Origin of the sequence: Pseudomonas sp. Irchel s3b5 (genome assembly GCF_900187435.1) — a bacterium.
GTDB lineage: Bacteria > Pseudomonadota > Gammaproteobacteria > Pseudomonadales > Pseudomonadaceae > Aquipseudomonas.
In genome coordinates, this window is the sequence record NZ_FYDY01000025.1 from 52,624 (window position 1) to 69,757 (window position 17,134).

The window sequence follows — 17,134 nt, forward strand, 5'->3', positions numbered from 1 at the left end:
CCGGGTTTCAATCAGGCGCTTTTCTCGAAGAGCGCCCGCGTGGCACGAAGGTGTGCCGTTCCACCCTTGCTGCCCGGGTTAAATGAGCTTAGATGCAAGGACAGATAAAAAAGTTGAAGCAACAAAATGTCATAAACCGACCCTTCGTCGAATAATCCTTCCCGACAACGGGAGGCATTCTCACCGAAGGATTAACTCAATCATCTAACGCAGGGCCGATCATACCGGGGTTTGACGAATAAAAATGGCACAAACATCGTGTTACTTAGTGCCATACCACATTAACGGTTACGTCCTTATGACAAAACGATCATTCCCTCGATGTGACGCATTGGTTAGAACTCAACTCAGGTTGGCGCCGCAATGACGCCAACACCTTGGCTCGTCACGCCGGCAACGAGCCCCAACGGCAGAGTTTTTCTGCCTGACCTCGATAGAGGTCGACGCGATACATACAGTCAACAAGTGAGGGCAACACCCTATGAGAAGACTTAAGCGTGATCCGTTGGAAAGAGCATTTTTGCGCGGATATCAATATGGCGTTGGTGGCAAATCCCGTGAGCTTTGCCCATTTACTCTACCGTCGGTACGTCAAGCCTGGATTAACGGCTGGCGAGAAGGACGCGGCGACAACTGGGACGGTATGACCGGCACTGCGGGAATCCACAGACTCAACGAACTTCACGCCGTCGGCTAATTACAGGGCACAACACTCCGACACGACAATCTGATTTGTACTGAATTAACCACGCACGTCCCATCCGGACGGCGGGCTCCGGCCCAGGGGCTCCTTTAAAGGAGCCCTTTTTTATGCCTGCCAGAAACCCAATTCTGCCGAAGGCTGCGCCTACCAGGGATCAACGGAGTGCCGCGATGGCGTCGACAGACTCGCGAATCAGCGCCGGGCCTTTGTAGATGAAGCCTGAGTAGATCTGCACCAGGCTCGCACCCGCAGTAATTTTCTCTGCCGCATGTTTGCCTTCGGTAATCCCGCCCGCCGCAATAATCGGCAGGCGACCACCCAGTTCCGATGCCAGCACGCTCACCGTGTGGGTGCTCTTGTCGCGAACCGGTGCGCCGGACAGACCGCCCGCCTCGTCACCGTGCTCCATGCCTTCGACGCCCACGCGGCTCAGGGTGGTGTTGGTGGCAATGACCGCGTCCATACCGGTTTCGATCAGCGCTTGTGCAACCTGCGCGGTTTCTTCGTCGGTCATGTCCGGTGCGATCTTGATCGCCAGCGGCACATGCTTGCCATGACGCAGCGCCAGTTCCGCCCGGCGCTCGGCCAGATCGGCCAGCAACTGCTTGAGCGAATCGCCGAACTGCAGGCTGCGCAGGCCCGGGGTATTCGGCGAACTGACGTTGACCGTCACATAGCTGGCATGCGCGTAAACCTTGTCCAGGCAAATCAGGTAGTCATCGACCGCACGCTCGACCGGTGTATCGAAGTTCTTGCCGATGTTGATGCCCAGCACGCCCTTGTACTTGGCCGCAGCCACGCGAGCCAGCAGGTGATCGACGCCGAGGTTGTTGAACCCCATGCGATTGATGATCGCCTCGGCTTCCGGCAGACGGAACAGGCGTGGTTTCGGGTTGCCCGGCTGCGGACGCGGGGTGATGGTACCGATTTCGACAAAGCCGAAACCCAGTTGAGCAAAACCGTCGATGGCCGCGCCGTTCTTGTCCAGACCGGCGGCCAGACCCACCGGGTTCGGGAAGTCCAGGCCCATGACATTCACCGGCACCTTCGCCGGCGCCTTGCACAGCAAGCCGTTGAGCCCCAGACGCCCGCCTGCGCCGATCAAGTCCAGGGACAGATCGTGGGAGGTTTCCGGGGAAAGTTTGAACAACAGCTGACGGGCCAGGGTGTACATGGGCGGGTTGACTCGATTGGCGGCGAAATGAGGAGGCGATTATAGCCGGGCATGTGGGTCGCAAGCGAGGCGCGCAGTGAAATCAGACGGGGATGGCATATGCCTTGCACCGGTTCAGCCATCAGCACGCATGCCGACGGCGGAATGCGTGCAAGGACAATGGCGTCGTCACCCGGCCTTATCAGTAGAGGCTGGGGACGACGCTTTTTTTGAAGGTGCGAAATCGATGAACGAACCATCAGCCGACCCTCTGGCCTGGGTCAATGGCAGCGACGCCCCGGAAAAGACTGAAATCAATCTCGGCTTCATGGCCCTCAGCGATTGCGCCTCGGTCGTGGTCGCCGCCACTCAGGGCTTTGCTCAACCCTACGGCCTGACCCTGAACCTCAAACGCCAGTCGTCGTGGGCCAATCTGCGGGACAAGCTGGTCAGCGGCGAACTGGATGCCGCCCACAGCCTGTACGGTTTGATCTACGCCGTGCACCTGGGCATCGGCGGTATCGCAGCGACCGACATGGCAGTGCTGATGGGCCTGAACCAGAACGGTCAGAGCATCAACCTTTCCCATGGCTTGCAGGCGCTGGGCGTGACCGGTCCTGAGGCACTGGAACGGCATGTGCACCAAACTCGCCCAAAACTGACCTTCGCGCAGACCTTTCCCACCGGCACCCATGCCATGTGGTTGTATTACTGGCTCGCCAGTCAGGGAATTCATCCGTTACAGGACGTCGACAGCGTCGTGGTGCCACCGCCGCAAATGGTCGCGCACCTGCAGGCCGGGCGCATCGATGGCTTTTGCGTCGGCGAACCTTGGTCCGCCGCTGCCGTTCAACAGGGGCTGGGCTTTACCCTGGCGACGACGCAGACCCTCTGGCCCGATCATCCGGAAAAAGTCCTCGGCTGCACCCGCGCGTTTGTCGAGCAATACCCCAACACCGCCCGGGCATTGGTGATGGCGATTTTGCAAGCCAGCCGCTTTATCGAAGACAGCACCGAGAACCGCCGCAGTACCGCGCAGTTGTTGAGCGCGCCGCAGTATCTCGACACGCCGGTGGACTTCATCGAACCGCGATTGCTCGGCGACTACACCGACGGACAGGGTAATCAGTGGCAAGACCCGCACGCGCTGCGTTTCCATGGCAAGGGGCTGGTCAATGTGCCGTACCTGTCCGATGGCATGTGGTTCATGACCCAGTTCCGTCGCTGGGGTTTGTTGCGCGACGACCCGGACTACCTGGCAGTCGCCCGTCAGGTCCAGCAACTGGATTTGTACCGGGACGCTGCCACCGCGGTCGATGTCGCGTACCCGGACAAGGAAATGCGCAGCAGCCAGTTGATCGACGGCAAGGTCTGGGACGGTTCAGACCCGGCCGGCTATGCCCGTAGCTTCAAGCTGCACGCCATGAGCGATCACTCGCCCCTTCTCGCCAGCCGCTGACAGGAGACTGCGAACATGTTGCGAATCCTGCTGATCAACGACACCGCGAAGAAAGTTGGACGCCTGAAAGCGGCCCTCACCGAAGCCGGGTTTGAGGTCATCGATGAATCGGGCCTGACCATCGACCTGCCCGAGCGCGTCGAAACGGTGCGCCCGGACGTGATTTTGATCGATACCGAGTCACCGAGCCGCGATGTCATGGAACAAGTGGTGCTGGTCAGCCGCGACCAGCCACGACCGATCGTGATGTTTACCGACGAACACGACCCGGTCGTGATGCGCCAGGCGATCAAGTCCGGGGTCAGTGCCTACATCGTCGAAGGCATTCACGCACAACGCCTGCAGCCGATTCTCGACGTCGCCATGGCGCGCTTTGAAAGCGATCAGGCCCTGCGTGCGCAATTGAATGCCCGCGACCAGCAACTGGCCGAACGCAAGCGCATTGAGCTGGCCAAGGGGCTGCTGATGAAGCTGAAAGACTGCAACGAGGAAGAGGCCTACACCCTGATGCGCCGCCAGGCCATGAGCCGTCAGCAGAAGCTGATCCAGGTGGCGGAGCAGATTATTGCCATGAGCGAGTTGCTGGGTTGACCCAAAAAGATCGCAGCCTTCGGCAGCTCCTACCGTTGGCATGTGTACACCCTGTAGGAGCTGCCGAAGGCTGCGATCTTTTCCCCAGCGCCACAAAAATCCGCATGTGGCACAAATCTGGCTAAGTAATCACCACAGGTAACCAACGGCGGTTGCCCAATCTACGACAAAGACGTCGCTCACCTCGTTTGCCTCAAGGCGAATCAGGTGGCGGCGTTTTTTTGTTTTGGCTCCCGTTCGAGACTCCTATCAGCTGAGGTGCGCGATGAATTCAAGCTTCTGGAAATCCGGCCATACCCCGACCCTGTTCGCGGCCTTCCTCTATTTCGACCTGAGCTTCATGGTTTGGTACCTGCTGGGCCCCTTGGCGGTGCAGATCGCCGCCGACCTGCACCTGACCACCCAACAACGCGGGCTGGTGGTGGCCACGCCGATCCTGGCCGGGGCCGTTCTGCGTTTTGTCATGGGCATGCTGGCTGATCGCCTGTCGCCGAAAACTGCCGGCCTGATTGGCCAGGTGATCGTCATCTGTGCACTGTTCGGTGCCTGGAAACTAGGCATTCACAGCTACGAGCAAGCGCTGCTGCTGGGGTTGTTCCTCGGCATGGCTGGCGCGTCGTTCGCCGTGGCCCTGCCACTGGCATCGCAATGGTATCCGCCGCAGCACCAAGGCAAAGCCATGGGCATCGCCGGTGCCGGCAATTCGGGCACCGTGCTCGCTGCATTGATTGCGCCGGTACTGGCTGCCGCATTCGGCTGGAGCAACGTATTCGGTTTCGCCGTGATCCCGCTGATTTTGACCCTGATCGTGTTCGCCTGGATGGCCAAGAACGCGCCCGAGCGGCCAAAAGCCAAGTCGATGGCTGACTACTTCAAGGCGCTGGGTGACCGCGACAGTTGGTGGTTCATGTTTTTCTACAGCGTGACCTTCGGCGGCTTCATCGGCCTGGCCAGCGCCCTGCCCGGCTACTTCAACGACCAATATGGCTTGAGCCCGGTCACCGCCGGTTACTACACCGCTGCCTGCGTGTTCGGCGGCAGCTTGATGCGTCCTTTGGGCGGCGCCCTGGCCGACCGATTCGGCGGCATTCGCACCCTGCTCGTAATGTACACCGTGGCAGCGATCTGCATCGCCGCCGTCGGTTTCAACCTGCCTAGCTCCTACGCAGCGCTCGCCCTTTTCGTCTGCACCATGCTCGGTTTGGGTGCAGGAAACGGGGCGGTGTTTCAGTTGGTACCGCAGCGTTTTCGCCGCGAGATCGGCGTGATGACGGGTTTGATCGGCATGGCCGGCGGCATCGGTGGCTTCGCGTTGGCGGCAGGCATGGGCGCCATCAAGCAAAGCACCGGCAGCTATCAGATGGCGTTGTGGTTGTTCGCCAGCCTTGGCGTCCTCGCCTGGTTTGGCCTGCACGGTGTGAAGCGACGCTGGAGAACCACTTGGGGTTCGGCCGCCGTGACCGCTGCTCGGGTCTGAGGCATTCATGAGCCTGCAACTGAGTTTCGCCGAAGCCAGCGCCATCGGCCCGCGCGATGAAAATCAGGACGCCCTGCGCCTGGTCACGCCGGCCGCTGAGCTGGCGGCCAGCAAAGGCTACCTGTTCGCCATCGCCGACGGCGTCAGCCAATGCGCCGATGGCGGTCTCGCGGCTCGCTCGACCTTGCAGGCCCTGGCGCTGGACTACTACGCCACGCCAGAGACCTGGGGCGTCGCCCAGGCGCTGGATCGGCTGTTGCTGGCTCAGAACCGCTGGTTGCAGGCCAATGGCGGCGGGCAGCCGCTACTGACCACCGTTAGCGCTCTGGTGCTGCGCGGTCGGCGTTTTACCCTGGCCCACGTCGGCGATTGCCGGGTCTATCGCTGGCACGCCGATCAGTTGCAGCGAATCAGCGAGGATCACGTCTGGGACCAGCCGGGCATGCAACATGTGCTGAAACGGGCGCTGGGGCTAGATCAGCATTTGGTGCTGGATTTCCTCGACGGTGAACTGCGCGTCGATGAGAGCTTCGTGCTGCTCAGTGACGGCATCTGGGCGGTCCTGGGCGACACCGCGATTGCCGCCATCCTGCGCGATCAACCGGATTTGCCCAGCGCCGCGCAAACCCTGGTCAGCGCCGCCCATTTGGCTGGCAGCCAGGACAACGCCAGCGCTCTTTTGGTGCGGGTCGATGCTTTGGGTGAAACCAACATCGGTGATGCTTTGATCCACTTGCAGCAATGGCCGTTGCCTGCGGCGTTAAAACCAAGGCAGGAATTCGAAGGCTGGCACGTCGAGGGGATCCTCGCCCAAAGCCAACAATCACTGCTCTATCGGGTGCGCGACGCTCACCAACAGGCCTGGTTATTGAAAACCTTGCCAGGTCGCCTGCACGACGATCCTCAGGCTGCGCAAGCCTTGCTGTCGGAGGAGTGGTTTCTCAAACGCGTGGCCGGACGGCATTTCCCCGAGGTCCATGCCGCTGGCCAGCGTCAACATTTGTACTACGTGATGCGCGAATACCCGGGAACGACGCTCGCACAGCTTCACGACAGCACCGGCCCGCTGCCATTGGCTCAATGGCACGACTTGGCCGAACGCCTGTTGAGAGCGGTCGGAATGTTGCATCGCCGGCAAATTCTGCATCGTGATATCAAACCGGAAAACCTCCTGCTGGGTGATGACGGCGAACTGCGCCTGCTGGATTTCGGTCTCGCCTACTGTCCCGGGCTCTCCGAAGATCAGCTCGCGACCTTGCCGGGCACACCGAGCTACATCGCGCCTGAAGCTTTTCGCGCACAGCCACCGACAGCGCAACAGGATCTGTACTCCGTCGGTGTGACCTTGTACTTCCTGCTCACCGGGCATTACCCCTACGGTGAAGTCGAAGCGTTCCAGCGCCCCCGTTTTGGCGTGCCCGTCAACGCCGGCCGCTATCGTCCGGACCTGCCGGAATGGGTCGCACAGAGCCTGGAGCGCGCAGTGGCCGTAGACCCCGGTCATCGCTTTGAAACGGCAGAAGAGTGGTTACTGCTGATGGAGCAAGGAGAGCGCCGCAGCCTGAGTGTGCGACCCAGGCCACTGCTTGAACGCGAACCGATAAAGGTTTGGCGGACATTGGCGTTGGTGTCGTTGTTGGCCAATTTGACCCTGCTGTATTGGGTGCTCCATGGCTGAGTTTCTTTCGATTGTGTATTTGAAAACCGATTGCCGTCATCCCGTGAGGAAAACACTATGAGCGCGAAAGTCTGGCTGGTGGGTGCGGGTCCTGGCGATCCGGAATTGTTGACCCTCAAGGCTGTACGGGCATTGAGGGAAGCCGATGTCGTGCTGATCGATGATTTGGTCAACGATGCCGTGCTGGAGCATTGCGCGACGGCGCGGATTATTCCCGTGGGCAAACGGGGTGGCTGTCGTTCGACACCGCAGGCGTTCATTCATCGCCTGATGTTGCGTTATGCCCGCCACGGCAAATGTGTGGTTCGGCTCAAGGGCGGCGACCCGTGCATTTTTGGCCGGGGTGGAGAGGAAGCGCAGTGGCTGCGCGAGCGCGGGGTGGAAGTCGAACTGGTCAATGGCATCACCGCAGGGCTGGCCGGTGCGACGCAATGCGACATCCCGCTGACCCTGCGAGGCGTGGCGCGAGGCGTGACGCTGGTCACCGCCCACACTCAGGATGGCAGCTGTTTGAACTGGCAGGCGCTCGCTCAAAGCGGCACGACCTTGGTGATTTACATGGGCGTGGCAAAACTGAGCGAAATCCGCGAGCAACTGCTCAAAGGAGGAATGGCGATGGACATGCCGGTAGCGATGATTGAAAACGCCTCCCTGCCCCATCAGCGCGAATGCCGGAGCAATCTGACATCAATGGAAGAAGACGCCTACATCTTTGAGCTTAAGAGCCCGGCTATTCTTGTGATCGGTGCGGTGGCGGCGGCCTGCGCAGAAGTAGGCATCCCCGAAGAAATCCTGTCGATGGAAACATGCGTTATAGATCAGCGTGCCTGATTAGCCGATTACTGCATTAAATCGCAGGCAAAGAAAAGCCCGGCCTAAGCCGGGCTTTTCTCAGAGCTGCGAGCTAATTACTTAGCTTCAGCTTCAACCTGCGCTTCTACGCGACGGTTTACAGCACGGCCAGCGTCAGTAGCGTTGTCAGCAACTGGGCGGGATTCGCCGTAGCCAACAGACTGAACGCGGGACGATTCAACACCGTACTCGGTGGTCAGAACTTGCTTAACGGCGTTTGCACGACGCTCAGACAGTTTCTGGTTGTAAGCGTCAGGACCGACGGAGTCAGTGTGACCTTCAACAGTAGTGCTGGTGGATGGGTACTGCTTCATGAAGTCAGCCAGGTTCTTGATGTCGCCGTAGCTGTCTTGCTTAACAACAGCTTTGTCGAAGTCGAACTTGACGTCCAGCTCAACACGAACAACTTCAGCAACTGCCGGGCAGCCATCAGCGTCAACAGTTACGTTGGCTGCGGTGTCTGGGCACTTGTCAACGTTGTCGCAAACGCCATCGTTGTCGCTGTCGGAGCAGACTTCAGCTGGTACTGGAGCTGGAGCTGGCTTGGAGCCACCACCGAAGTTCACACCGATACCGACGCTAGGAGCCCACTCGGTGTTGCCCTGGTCGATGTTGTACTGAGCTTCAACGCCAGCACGGGCGTAGAAGTTGTCAGTGAAGTACAGCTTGGCACCGCCACCAACGTTGGCGAAGGTCGAACGGTCACGGCTGTTCGAACCGAACTGGTCGATGCTCTGGTCGGAGAAACCGGCCGAGACGTATGGACGCAGCATGTCACCTGGGTTATTGAAGTGGTACAGAGCGTCCAGAGCGGTGTTCGCGCCCTTTACGTTCTGGCCGTCTTTGGTAACGGCGTTGTGAACTTCGTCGTAGGCCAGACGCAGTTCAACGTCGTCAGTCAGGAAGTAACCGATCGAACCGCCCGGATTTACGCCGTCGTTCTTGAAGTTACGGTCGGTATCGAAATACTGTTTCTTTGCGTAGCCTTCGATTTCAACTGCGCCTTGGCCCTGTGCCAGAGCGCCGAACGAAGTGGCGGCAATAAGAGAACCAATGGCAAAGCCCAAGGTGTTTTTCAGTTTCATCCGTTAAATCCCCATCTGGTGATTGTGAAGCAGTCCCGCAAACCGGGGGACAACTCGGCGACAAGTCTAACAGAACTTGCCTAAGCGTAAGAGATATTTGCGCCGAACTAAGTTTCAGCAATGCCTGCAAATTTCTCACGCAATTTATCTAGAGCGCGTTTGTACCGCATTTTTGTTGCACTCAAACCCATGTGCATTATGTCTGCGATTTCCTGAAACTCCAGCTCTGCGACAAATCGTAGCACCAAAATTTCACGGTCAATCGGGTTCACATACACCAGCCAGCGATCGAGCCCGCCCTTTTCCTCAGGTTTCGGCGTCTTTTCTTCGGACGCTTCCTCGAGGGGGTCAAGACTCAAAGCGTCCATCAAGCGACGCTTTCGCCGTTCCTTTCGATACTGTGTGATGCATTCGTTGTACGTGATGCTATATAGCCATGTCTTGAACTTCGATTTGCCTTCGAAGTTCTTCAGGCCATACAGCACCTTCAACATGACCTCCTGACAGACATCGTCTGCGTCGCGATCGTTCCCAAGGTATCGTGCACACACGTTAAATAATGTTCGCTGGTAACGCCGCATCAGCTCTTCATAGGCGCGCGTTACGTGAAACAGCTCGGTATGCGAGCGCGCGACCAACTCCTCATCAGAGAGCTCGCGGGGGTCGTAGCGCATGGATAGCGATTGGGCTTTATTCAAAACAAGTCGGGCCGACAGTCAGGTCAATGTCCGCCGCAACCAGCGTCAGCTGGAATTTTGCGGCGGCATACATTAGCAGGGTTTGCCGGATTAGCGGCTACTCACATGCTGCTCGAGAAGGATCCGATTGGAAAGAGAGACTAGCTCACCTTCATCGGTCAGCAATGTGGTTTTAACCGTGCCGATCTCTTCGATCTGCCCTTCGACCTCACCCACTCGCACTTGTTGCCCAACCTGATACAGCTCACGCACATAGATTCCAGCGAGAATCTGACCGGCAATTTCCCGGCTTCCCAACCCCATTGCCAGCGCAACCGCCAGACCAACGGTAATCAATACGATTACGATCACATGGTTCAGCAGGTCAGTCTTGACCTCCAACTGACTGATCGCAACCGAAATACTGATGATAATCACCAAGCCCTGGGCAATTCGCCCAAGTCCTGAAGCGTAGTCCAGTCCTACGCCTTCTGCCGCACCGCGCACCAGCCCATTGGCCAATTGCGCCAGCAAAACACCCACCAGCAACACCAGCGCGGCACCGAACACCTTCGGCAAATACAACGCCAACATATCCAGCGTAGCTGAAACTCGCTCAAGTCCAAGAGATTCTGCGGCAGAAACCAGAAAAATCAGCAGAACGAACCAATAAACGATCTTGCCGATCAAGGTCGAGATCGGTACTTGAAGTCCGGCACGGGAAAGCAATTTAGTCAGACCGGTGCCGCCCATCAGGCGATCAAGGCCCAGTTTGGCGAGCAACTTGGACAGCAAGGTGTCCAGCAATTTAGCGACGACAAAACCCAACAGCAGCACAACCAGTGCGCCGAACAGGTTCGGAATGAAGTTCGCAACCTTGGTCCACAACGCAGTCATTGCAGTGACGAGGCTCTGAGTCCAGAGATCAAGTTCCATGTTCAATCAGCCTTATCAGCAGTGCGAGCGGTAGGTTTACGATGACGGGAAACCGGTGAAACGTGGGCCGATCCGTTGTTCAGGGCGATCATCAGCGCAGGCAACCAGCGGCCCAGGAGGCTGAACAAATCACCGGCGCCGACCTGACGGTTGGCGGTTTTCAGCACACGGCCAAGGCACGCATCGTCGTCCCGGGTGGACGGTGATGCCTTGAGCATGTCGCGCAAAGACTGTTCAAACGGATCGTGCATACGCACCTCTCGTGATGTCTGTGAAAGACGCGGCCAAATTTGCTCGGGTCACATGCTTCATTTTCAAACCCAGCGCAAACGTCGGAATAACCACCACTGCCCGAGTGCTACCGAGAGCATCAGCGTGCATGCGACAAGGAAGCCATAGGGGCTTTCGGAAAACGGAATACCCCCGACGTTGATCCCCAGCAGCCCCGTCAAAAAACTCATCGGCAAAAATATCCCGGTGATGATCCCGAAGCGGTACATCGTGCGGCTCATTCGCACGCTCAAACGCCGGTCTTCAGCCTCAAGGACCAGCCCCACCCGCTCCCGGGTCAATTCCAGTTCCTCAAGATAACGGGTCAGGCTGTTGTTCAATTCGTTCCAGTAATCGCCGTCATCCTCGACAAACCAGGGCAGTTTGATTCGCGTGAGCTGACCGAAAATATCCCGCTGCGGCGCCAGAAAACGCTTCAACGCGGCAGCCCGGCGACGGATCTGTAAAACCGCTCCGTGCTCGGGAGTATACCGTTCGTCGGCATCGATCTTTTCTTCTTCTGCATCGACCACTTCCGAGAGGTCGCTGACCAGATCCTGCACCTTGTTGGTGAGGTATTGCGCCATACACAGGATGAGTTCGGAGGCGGTTTTCGGCCCCTTGCCCTCTTCCAGCTGTACCAGCAACTCTTCAGTGGCGCGCAGGGGACGTAGACGCAGGGAAATGACGCGCCGGGCCGAACCGAAGATCCGCACCGAGACCATGTCTTCAGGCTCGGCGCCAGGATTGAGGTTAACCCCGCGTAAAAAGAGCAGCAGTTCGCTGTCCGAAAGCTGCAAAAGTCGCGGACGGGTGTTTTCTTCAAGCAACAGGTCGCAGTTGAACTCGCTTAAACCGCTGGATTGACGCAACCACGTCCGGGTTTGCGGATGACTGCGATCCCAATGCAGCCACAGGCTTTCATGGGGCTGCATCTGCAAGTCATCGAGTTCCGTCCGGGCTATCGAACGCGCGCCGCCTCTACCGTCCAGCACGAGGGCATGCACCAGCCCCCATTGCGCGTTTTCTTCCTCGAACATCCGCATTCCTTTAGTCAATCGGCGCTTTATTCAGGCATTTTCAGCAGGCTTGGCGAGATGATCACGCCGTTGTTATCCGCGTAGATGTATTGACCCGGATGGAAGGTCACGCCGGCAAAGGTCACGGCCACGTTGAGATCACCGATACCGCGTTTGTCGGTCTTCATCGGGTGACTGGCCAGTGCCTGAACCCCCAGATCGGTTTGCGCGATGACATCGACATCACGGATGCAGCCGTAGATCACCAGCCCTTCCCAACCGTTTTTGGCGGCTTTCTCGGCCAACATGTCGCCCAACAGCGCGCGACGCAGCGAACCGCCGCCATCGACCACCAGGACTTTGCCATTACCTTTGAGTTCGACTTGCTCCTTGACCAGCGAGTTGTCTTCGAAACACTTGATGGTCACGATTTCGCCGCCGAAAGAATCACGGCCACCGAAATTGCTGAACATCGGTTCCAGCACCTGCACCAGCTCCGGGTAGGCGTCGCACAGGTCAGGCGTGAGGTAATGGTTCATCGAGAAACTCCTGTAGAGAGAAACAGCACGAACATCACGGGTGAATCAGTCATCGAAAATGACCAGAACAGCTCAATGCGTCATATCTTAGCCGCAAGCCGATCAGAGCGAAATGCCCTTGTTAGAGCATCAGGCTCAGATTGCCGTGGCCAAATCCTGTTGAGCGCCCGGCAATGGTGCCTGCGGATCCGCCAACCAGCGAGTGACCAAGGGCCAGACTTCCGCCTGAGCGGCCTTGCTGACGAGCATTTCAACGTGACCGAAATTGTCGGTAAAGCCCTGCTCACGCCCCAGGTTGATGAATTGCTTGTGCTCGGAGCCGATTTGCTCGAACAACTTGCGGCACGCCCAGGCCGGGTCCTGATGGTCACCTGCGGCACTGACGGCCAGTACGGGTAATTTGACCTCGGCCAATCCCGCCCACCAGTCCTTGTCAGCGTCGCCAAAGCGTCCGAACAGGCCAAACCAGCGCATGCTTTCCAGGGCCAGGCCGATGGGCTCGTCCTCCGGGCCGCGCTTGAGACGTGAACCGGACAATTGTGCAAAACGCTTGAGCAGGAAGCGGCCACTCCACTCCACTGGCGGGATTTTCAACGGCCAGTAAGTACGGCTGACTTGCGTCCCGAAAAACGCCGCAGAGGCCACCACCGGCTCACCGATGTACTCGCCACCCAGTGCAGCCGCCAGCGTAATGCCACCCAGTGAATGGCCGATCCAGTGGGGAGTCTGCCCGCTCTGTTCGCGCACAAACGCGCCTATGGCCGGAAGATCGTAGCGGGCATAGTCGGCGACGCCGTTCTTGCGGTAGTTCTGGTTACGCTGGGACAAGCCGTGACCGCGCATTTCCGGGACCCATACATCGAATCCCTGGCGGGCCAGATGAGCGCCAAGCCCAAGGCCTTTGGGCGAAAACCAGAAGCGTCGATTGGAAAAACTGCCGTGCAACAGGATCACCGGCACGCCACGGGTGGCCGGTTCATCGGCCATGCCAAGGCGGGTCACAGCCAGTTCCACCGTGTAGTCGGGGCTGTTACCGGGTTTCAAGCGGTATACGTCTTCGCTCAGATCGCCGCGCCGTTCGGCGCTGATCAAGGCGACAGGAAATAGGTTGCTGCTGCTTTGCATAATCTCTTGCACAAAAAAGGGCGGCATCCAGAGGAGCCCGCCCTACTTCAATCTCAAAAAGACCGCCCCTGCAGGAGCGAACTTGCTCGCGATGGATGCCAACGATAACGCGTCTATCCTGGATAAACGGGGTGTCGTGACGTCCATCGCGAGCAGGCTCGCTCCTACAGGGAGAGCGGCCCGTTCACACTAGATCAGGCCGTAGCTTGACCTTCCGCCAGGAAGAACCAGGTTTCCAGTACGGAATCGGGGTTCAACGAAACGCTTTCGATGCCCTGTTCCATCAGCCACTTGGCCAGGTCTGGGTGGTCCGAAGGGCCCTGACCGCAAATGCCGATGTACTTGCCGGCCTTGTTGCACGCGGCAATGGCGTTCGCCAGCAGCTTCTTGACCGCCGGGTTACGCTCGTCGAACAGGTGCGCGATGATGCCGGAGTCACGGTCCAGGCCCAGGGTGAGTTGGGTCAGGTCGTTGGAGCCGATGGAGAAACCGTCGAAGAACTCGAGGAATTCTTCAGCCAGAATGGCGTTGGACGGCAGTTCGCACATCATGATGACGCGCAGTCCGTTTTCGCCACGGGCCAGGCCGTTTTCGGCCAACAGGTCGACCACCTGGCTCGCTTCGCCCAAAGTACGGACGAACGGCACCATGATTTCGACGTTGGTCAAGCCCATCTCGTTGCGCACACGCTTGAGCGCACGGCATTCGAGTTCGAAGCAGTCACGGAACGCTTCGCTGATGTAACGCGAAGCGCCACGGAAGCCCAGCATCGGGTTTTCTTCTTCCGGCTCGTACAGCTTGCCGCCGATCAGGTTGGCGTATTCGTTGGACTTGAAGTCCGACAGACGCACGATGACCTTTTTCGGCCAGAACGCAGCGGCCAGGGTGCTGATGCCTTCAACCAGTTTCTCGACGTAGAAGCCGACTGGATCGTCGTAACCGGCGATGCGCTTGTCGACGCTTTCCTTGATGTCCAGCGGCAGACCGTCGTAGTTCAGCAGTGCTTTAGGGTGCACGCCGATCATGCGGTTGATGATGAACTCCAGACGGGCCAGGCCCACACCGGCGTTCGGCAGCTGCGCGAAGTCGAAGGCGCGGTCCGGGTTGCCGACGTTCATCATGATCTTGAACGGCAGATCCGGCATGGCGTCCACGGAGTTCTTCTTGATGTCGAAACCCAGTTCGCCTTCGAAGATGAAACCGGTGTCGCCTTCAGCGCAGGAAACGGTCACGCCCTGGCCGTCTTTCAACAGCTGGGTGGCGTTGCCGCAACCGACCACGGCCGGGATGCCCAGCTCACGGGCGATGATCGCCGCGTGGCAGGTACGGCCGCCACGGTTGGTGACGATCGCGCTGGCGCGCTTCATGACCGGTTCCCAGTCCGGGTCGGTCATGTCGGAAACCAGTACGTCGCCTGGCTGGACCTTGTCCATCTCGGACACGTCTTTGATGATGCGAACCTTGCCGGCGCCGATGCGCTGGCCGATGGCACGACCTTCCACCAGCACGGTGCCGGTCTCTTTCAACAGGTAACGTTCCATGACGTTGGCCTGGGTGCGGCTTTTCACGGTTTCCGGACGGGCCTGCACGATGTACAGCTTGCCGTCGTCACCGTCCTTGGCCCACTCGATGTCCATCGGGCACTTGTAGTGCTTCTCGATGATCATCGCCTGCTTGGCCAGTTCGCTGACTTCGGCGTCGCTCAGGCAGAAACGTGCGCGCTCGGCTTTGTCCACGTCGACGGTCTTCACCGAACGACCGGCCTTGGCTTCGTCGCCGTAGATCATCTTGATGGCTTTGCTGCCCAGGTTGCGGCGCAGGATCGCAGGACGACCGGCAGCCAGCGTACCTTTGTGGACATAGAATTCATCCGGGTTCACCGCGCCTTGTACGACGGTTTCACCCAGGCCGTAGGCGCCGGTGATGAACACCACGTCACGGAAGCCCGACTCGGTATCGAGGGTGAACATCACGCCGGCAGTGCCGGTTTCGGAGCGGACCATGCGCTGTACGCCAGCCGACAGGGCGACCAGCTTGTGGTCGAAGCCCTGGTGCACGCGATAGGAAATGGCGCGGTCGTTGAACAGCGAAGCGAACACCTCTTTGGCGGCGCGAATAACGTTTTCGACACCACGGATGTTCAGGAAGGTTTCCTGCTGACCGGCGAAGGAAGCGTCCGGCAAGTCTTCGGCGGTAGCGGAAGAACGCACGGCCACGGCCACGTCAGGGTTGCCGGCGGACAGCGCGGCGAACGCGGTACGGATTTCAGCATTCAGTTTTTCAGGAAACTCGGCTTCCATGATCCATTGACGAATCTGGGCGCCGGTTTTGGCCAGGGCATTCACGTCTTCGACGTCGAGGGCATCAAGGGCGTCGTGAATCTGCTGATTCAGGCCGCTCAGTTCCAGGAAATCACGATACGCCTGAGCGGTCGTGGCGAAGCCACCGGGCACCGATACACCGGCACCTGCCAGGTTGCTGATCATCTCGCCCAGGGATGCGTTCTTGCCCCCCACGTGCTCAACGTCGTCTTTGCCGAGCTTGTCGAGGGAAACTACGTACTCTACCAAGGTGATCTCTCCACTAACTGTGTTGGAAAAGCTCAGAAACCGGCGCTCTAAAGGAGCATTTTCCGGCTATATGGCCTGGACCTGGAAAATAAGTGAGAATGCGGGCCAATGGCGGCCGGCAAATCGCGCCTATCATATCCAAGATTCGTCACTAGCTTAAGGCCCAAGGTGCAAATGAAACGATCTGCTTTCTTTATTTCCGATGGTACGGGCATTACTGCCGAAACCCTCGGCCAGAGTCTCCTGGCGCAGTTCGAAAACATTACCTTCAGCAAAGTCACGCGGCCGTACATCGACAACGTGGACAAAGCGCGGGCCATGGTACAACAAATCAACAAAGCCGCCGAAACCGACGGCTTCCGTCCGATTATCTTCGACACCATCGTCAATCAGGACATTCGTGAGATTCTCGCAACCTCGAATGGTTTCATGATCGACATTTTCTCGACATTCCTGGCACCACTTGAACAGGAACTGACCGAGCATTCTTCCTACACCGTCGGCAAGTCCCACTCCATTGGCGCCAATACCAATTACATGGAGCGTATCGAGGCCGTTAACTTCGCCCTCGACAACGACGATGGCGCCCGCACGCACTATTACGACAAGGCCGACCTGATCCTGGTCGGCGTGTCGCGCTGCGGCAAAACCCCGACGTGCCTGTACATGGCCATGCAATTCGGCATCCGCGCCGCCAACTACCCGCTGACCGAAGAAGACATGGAGCGCCTGCAACTGCCCAACGCCCTTCGCGCCCATCAGCACAAGCTGTTCGGCCTGACCATCGACCCTGACCGCCTCACTGCGATCCGCAACGAGCGCAAACCCAACAGCCGCTATTCGAGCTACGCCCAGTGCGAGTTCGAAGTGCGCGAGGTGGAAAACCTGTTCCGCCGCGAGAACATCCCGCACATCAACTCCACGCATTTTTCCGTGGAAGAAATCTCCGCAAAAATCCTTGTGGAGAAAGGTGTGGAGCGGCGGTTCAAGTAACTCTGTA

The 17,134-nt window shown here is 58.7% G+C and carries 16 protein-coding genes; 7 read left to right on the plus strand and 9 right to left on the minus strand.

The genetic code is table 11. From position 1 onward, the window contains the following. Positions 1 to 481: 481 nt before the first annotated feature. Positions 482 to 697: a ribosome modulation factor gene (gene rmf, locus CKW15_RS21930; protein WP_003223300.1), complete on the plus strand. Its 216-nt coding sequence runs from the start codon at positions 482 to 484 to the stop codon at positions 695 to 697. A 160-nt stretch (positions 698 to 857) separates the two neighbouring features. On the opposite strand, the gene CKW15_RS21935 is transcribed toward rmf, so the two are convergent. Next, the gene (locus CKW15_RS21935) at positions 858 to 1,877 is read right to left on the minus strand and encodes a quinone-dependent dihydroorotate dehydrogenase (RefSeq protein ID WP_095059390.1); all 1,020 of its coding nucleotides are present in this window, start codon (positions 1,875 to 1,877) and stop codon (positions 858 to 860) included. A gap of 226 nt (positions 1,878 to 2,103) precedes the next feature. Between CKW15_RS21935 and CKW15_RS21940 the strand changes: the two genes are divergently transcribed. The 5 genes from CKW15_RS21940 (at position 2,104) to cobA (ending at position 7,892) form a co-directional block, all read left to right on the plus strand. After that, the gene (locus CKW15_RS21940) at positions 2,104 to 3,315 is read left to right on the plus strand and encodes a CmpA/NrtA family ABC transporter substrate-binding protein (RefSeq protein WP_095152694.1); all 1,212 of its coding nucleotides are present in this window, start codon (positions 2,104 to 2,106) and stop codon (positions 3,313 to 3,315) included. A gap of 15 nt (positions 3,316 to 3,330) precedes the next feature. Further along, positions 3,331 to 3,906, plus strand: a complete 576-nt coding sequence (locus tag CKW15_RS21945) for an ANTAR domain-containing response regulator (RefSeq protein ID WP_095059388.1) — start codon at positions 3,331 to 3,333, stop codon at positions 3,904 to 3,906. Between the two features lie 265 nt (positions 3,907 to 4,171). Then, on the plus strand, positions 4,172 to 5,383 hold the full coding sequence (locus CKW15_RS21950) for a NarK/NasA family nitrate transporter (protein ID WP_095059387.1): 1,212 nt from the start codon (positions 4,172 to 4,174) through the stop codon (positions 5,381 to 5,383). Positions 5,384 to 5,390: 7 nt separating this feature from the next. Next, complete coding sequence (locus CKW15_RS21955) at positions 5,391 to 7,061, plus strand: bifunctional protein-serine/threonine kinase/phosphatase (protein ID WP_095152695.1); 1,671 nt, start codon at positions 5,391 to 5,393, stop codon at positions 7,059 to 7,061. A 57-nt stretch (positions 7,062 to 7,118) separates the two neighbouring features. Then, positions 7,119 to 7,892 (plus strand): uroporphyrinogen-III C-methyltransferase, encoded by a 774-nt coding sequence (gene cobA, locus CKW15_RS21960; protein WP_095152696.1) that lies wholly within the window; start codon positions 7,119 to 7,121, stop codon positions 7,890 to 7,892. Between the two features lie 77 nt (positions 7,893 to 7,969). Here cobA and CKW15_RS21965 read toward each other — a convergent pair whose 3' ends face one another. From CKW15_RS21965 to ppsA, 8 genes are all read right to left on the minus strand, one after another. Then, complete coding sequence (locus tag CKW15_RS21965; RefSeq protein WP_095059384.1) at positions 7,970 to 8,998, minus strand: OmpA family protein; 1,029 nt, start codon at positions 8,996 to 8,998, stop codon at positions 7,970 to 7,972. A gap of 107 nt (positions 8,999 to 9,105) precedes the next feature. After that, on the minus strand, positions 9,106 to 9,696 hold the full coding sequence (gene sigX / locus CKW15_RS21970) for an RNA polymerase sigma factor SigX (protein ID WP_015096065.1): 591 nt from the start codon (positions 9,694 to 9,696) through the stop codon (positions 9,106 to 9,108). A gap of 90 nt (positions 9,697 to 9,786) precedes the next feature. Next, positions 9,787 to 10,611 carry a mechanosensitive ion channel domain-containing protein gene (locus CKW15_RS21975; RefSeq protein ID WP_008048604.1) on the minus strand — a complete coding sequence of 275 codons (825 nt, stop codon included), beginning with the start codon at positions 10,609 to 10,611 and terminating at the stop codon, positions 9,787 to 9,789. Between the two features lie 2 nt (positions 10,612 to 10,613). Further along, positions 10,614 to 10,862, minus strand: a complete 249-nt coding sequence (locus CKW15_RS21980; protein ID WP_064678886.1) for a hypothetical protein — start codon at positions 10,860 to 10,862, stop codon at positions 10,614 to 10,616. Positions 10,863 to 10,925: 63 nt separating this feature from the next. Beyond that, on the minus strand, positions 10,926 to 11,921 hold the full coding sequence (locus CKW15_RS21985; RefSeq protein WP_095059383.1) for a zinc transporter ZntB: 996 nt from the start codon (positions 11,919 to 11,921) through the stop codon (positions 10,926 to 10,928). 26 nt (positions 11,922 to 11,947) lie between these two features. After that, a complete protein-coding gene (gene rraA / locus CKW15_RS21990) occupies positions 11,948 to 12,439 on the minus strand; it encodes a ribonuclease E activity regulator RraA (RefSeq protein ID WP_095152697.1) in 492 nt (163 codons plus the stop codon). 135 nt (positions 12,440 to 12,574) lie between these two features. Continuing rightward, positions 12,575 to 13,564: an alpha/beta fold hydrolase gene (locus CKW15_RS21995; RefSeq protein WP_095152698.1), complete on the minus strand. Its 990-nt coding sequence runs from the start codon at positions 13,562 to 13,564 to the stop codon at positions 12,575 to 12,577. Between the two features lie 194 nt (positions 13,565 to 13,758). Continuing rightward, positions 13,759 to 16,080 (minus strand): phosphoenolpyruvate synthase, encoded by a 2,322-nt coding sequence (gene ppsA, locus CKW15_RS22005; protein WP_371856314.1) that lies wholly within the window; start codon positions 16,078 to 16,080, stop codon positions 13,759 to 13,761. Positions 16,081 to 16,308: 228 nt separating this feature from the next. Between ppsA and CKW15_RS22015 the strand changes: the two genes are divergently transcribed. Next, complete coding sequence (locus tag CKW15_RS22015) at positions 16,309 to 17,127, plus strand: pyruvate, water dikinase regulatory protein (protein WP_095059380.1); 819 nt, start codon at positions 16,309 to 16,311, stop codon at positions 17,125 to 17,127. The last annotated feature ends 7 nt before the right edge of the window (positions 17,128 to 17,134 follow it).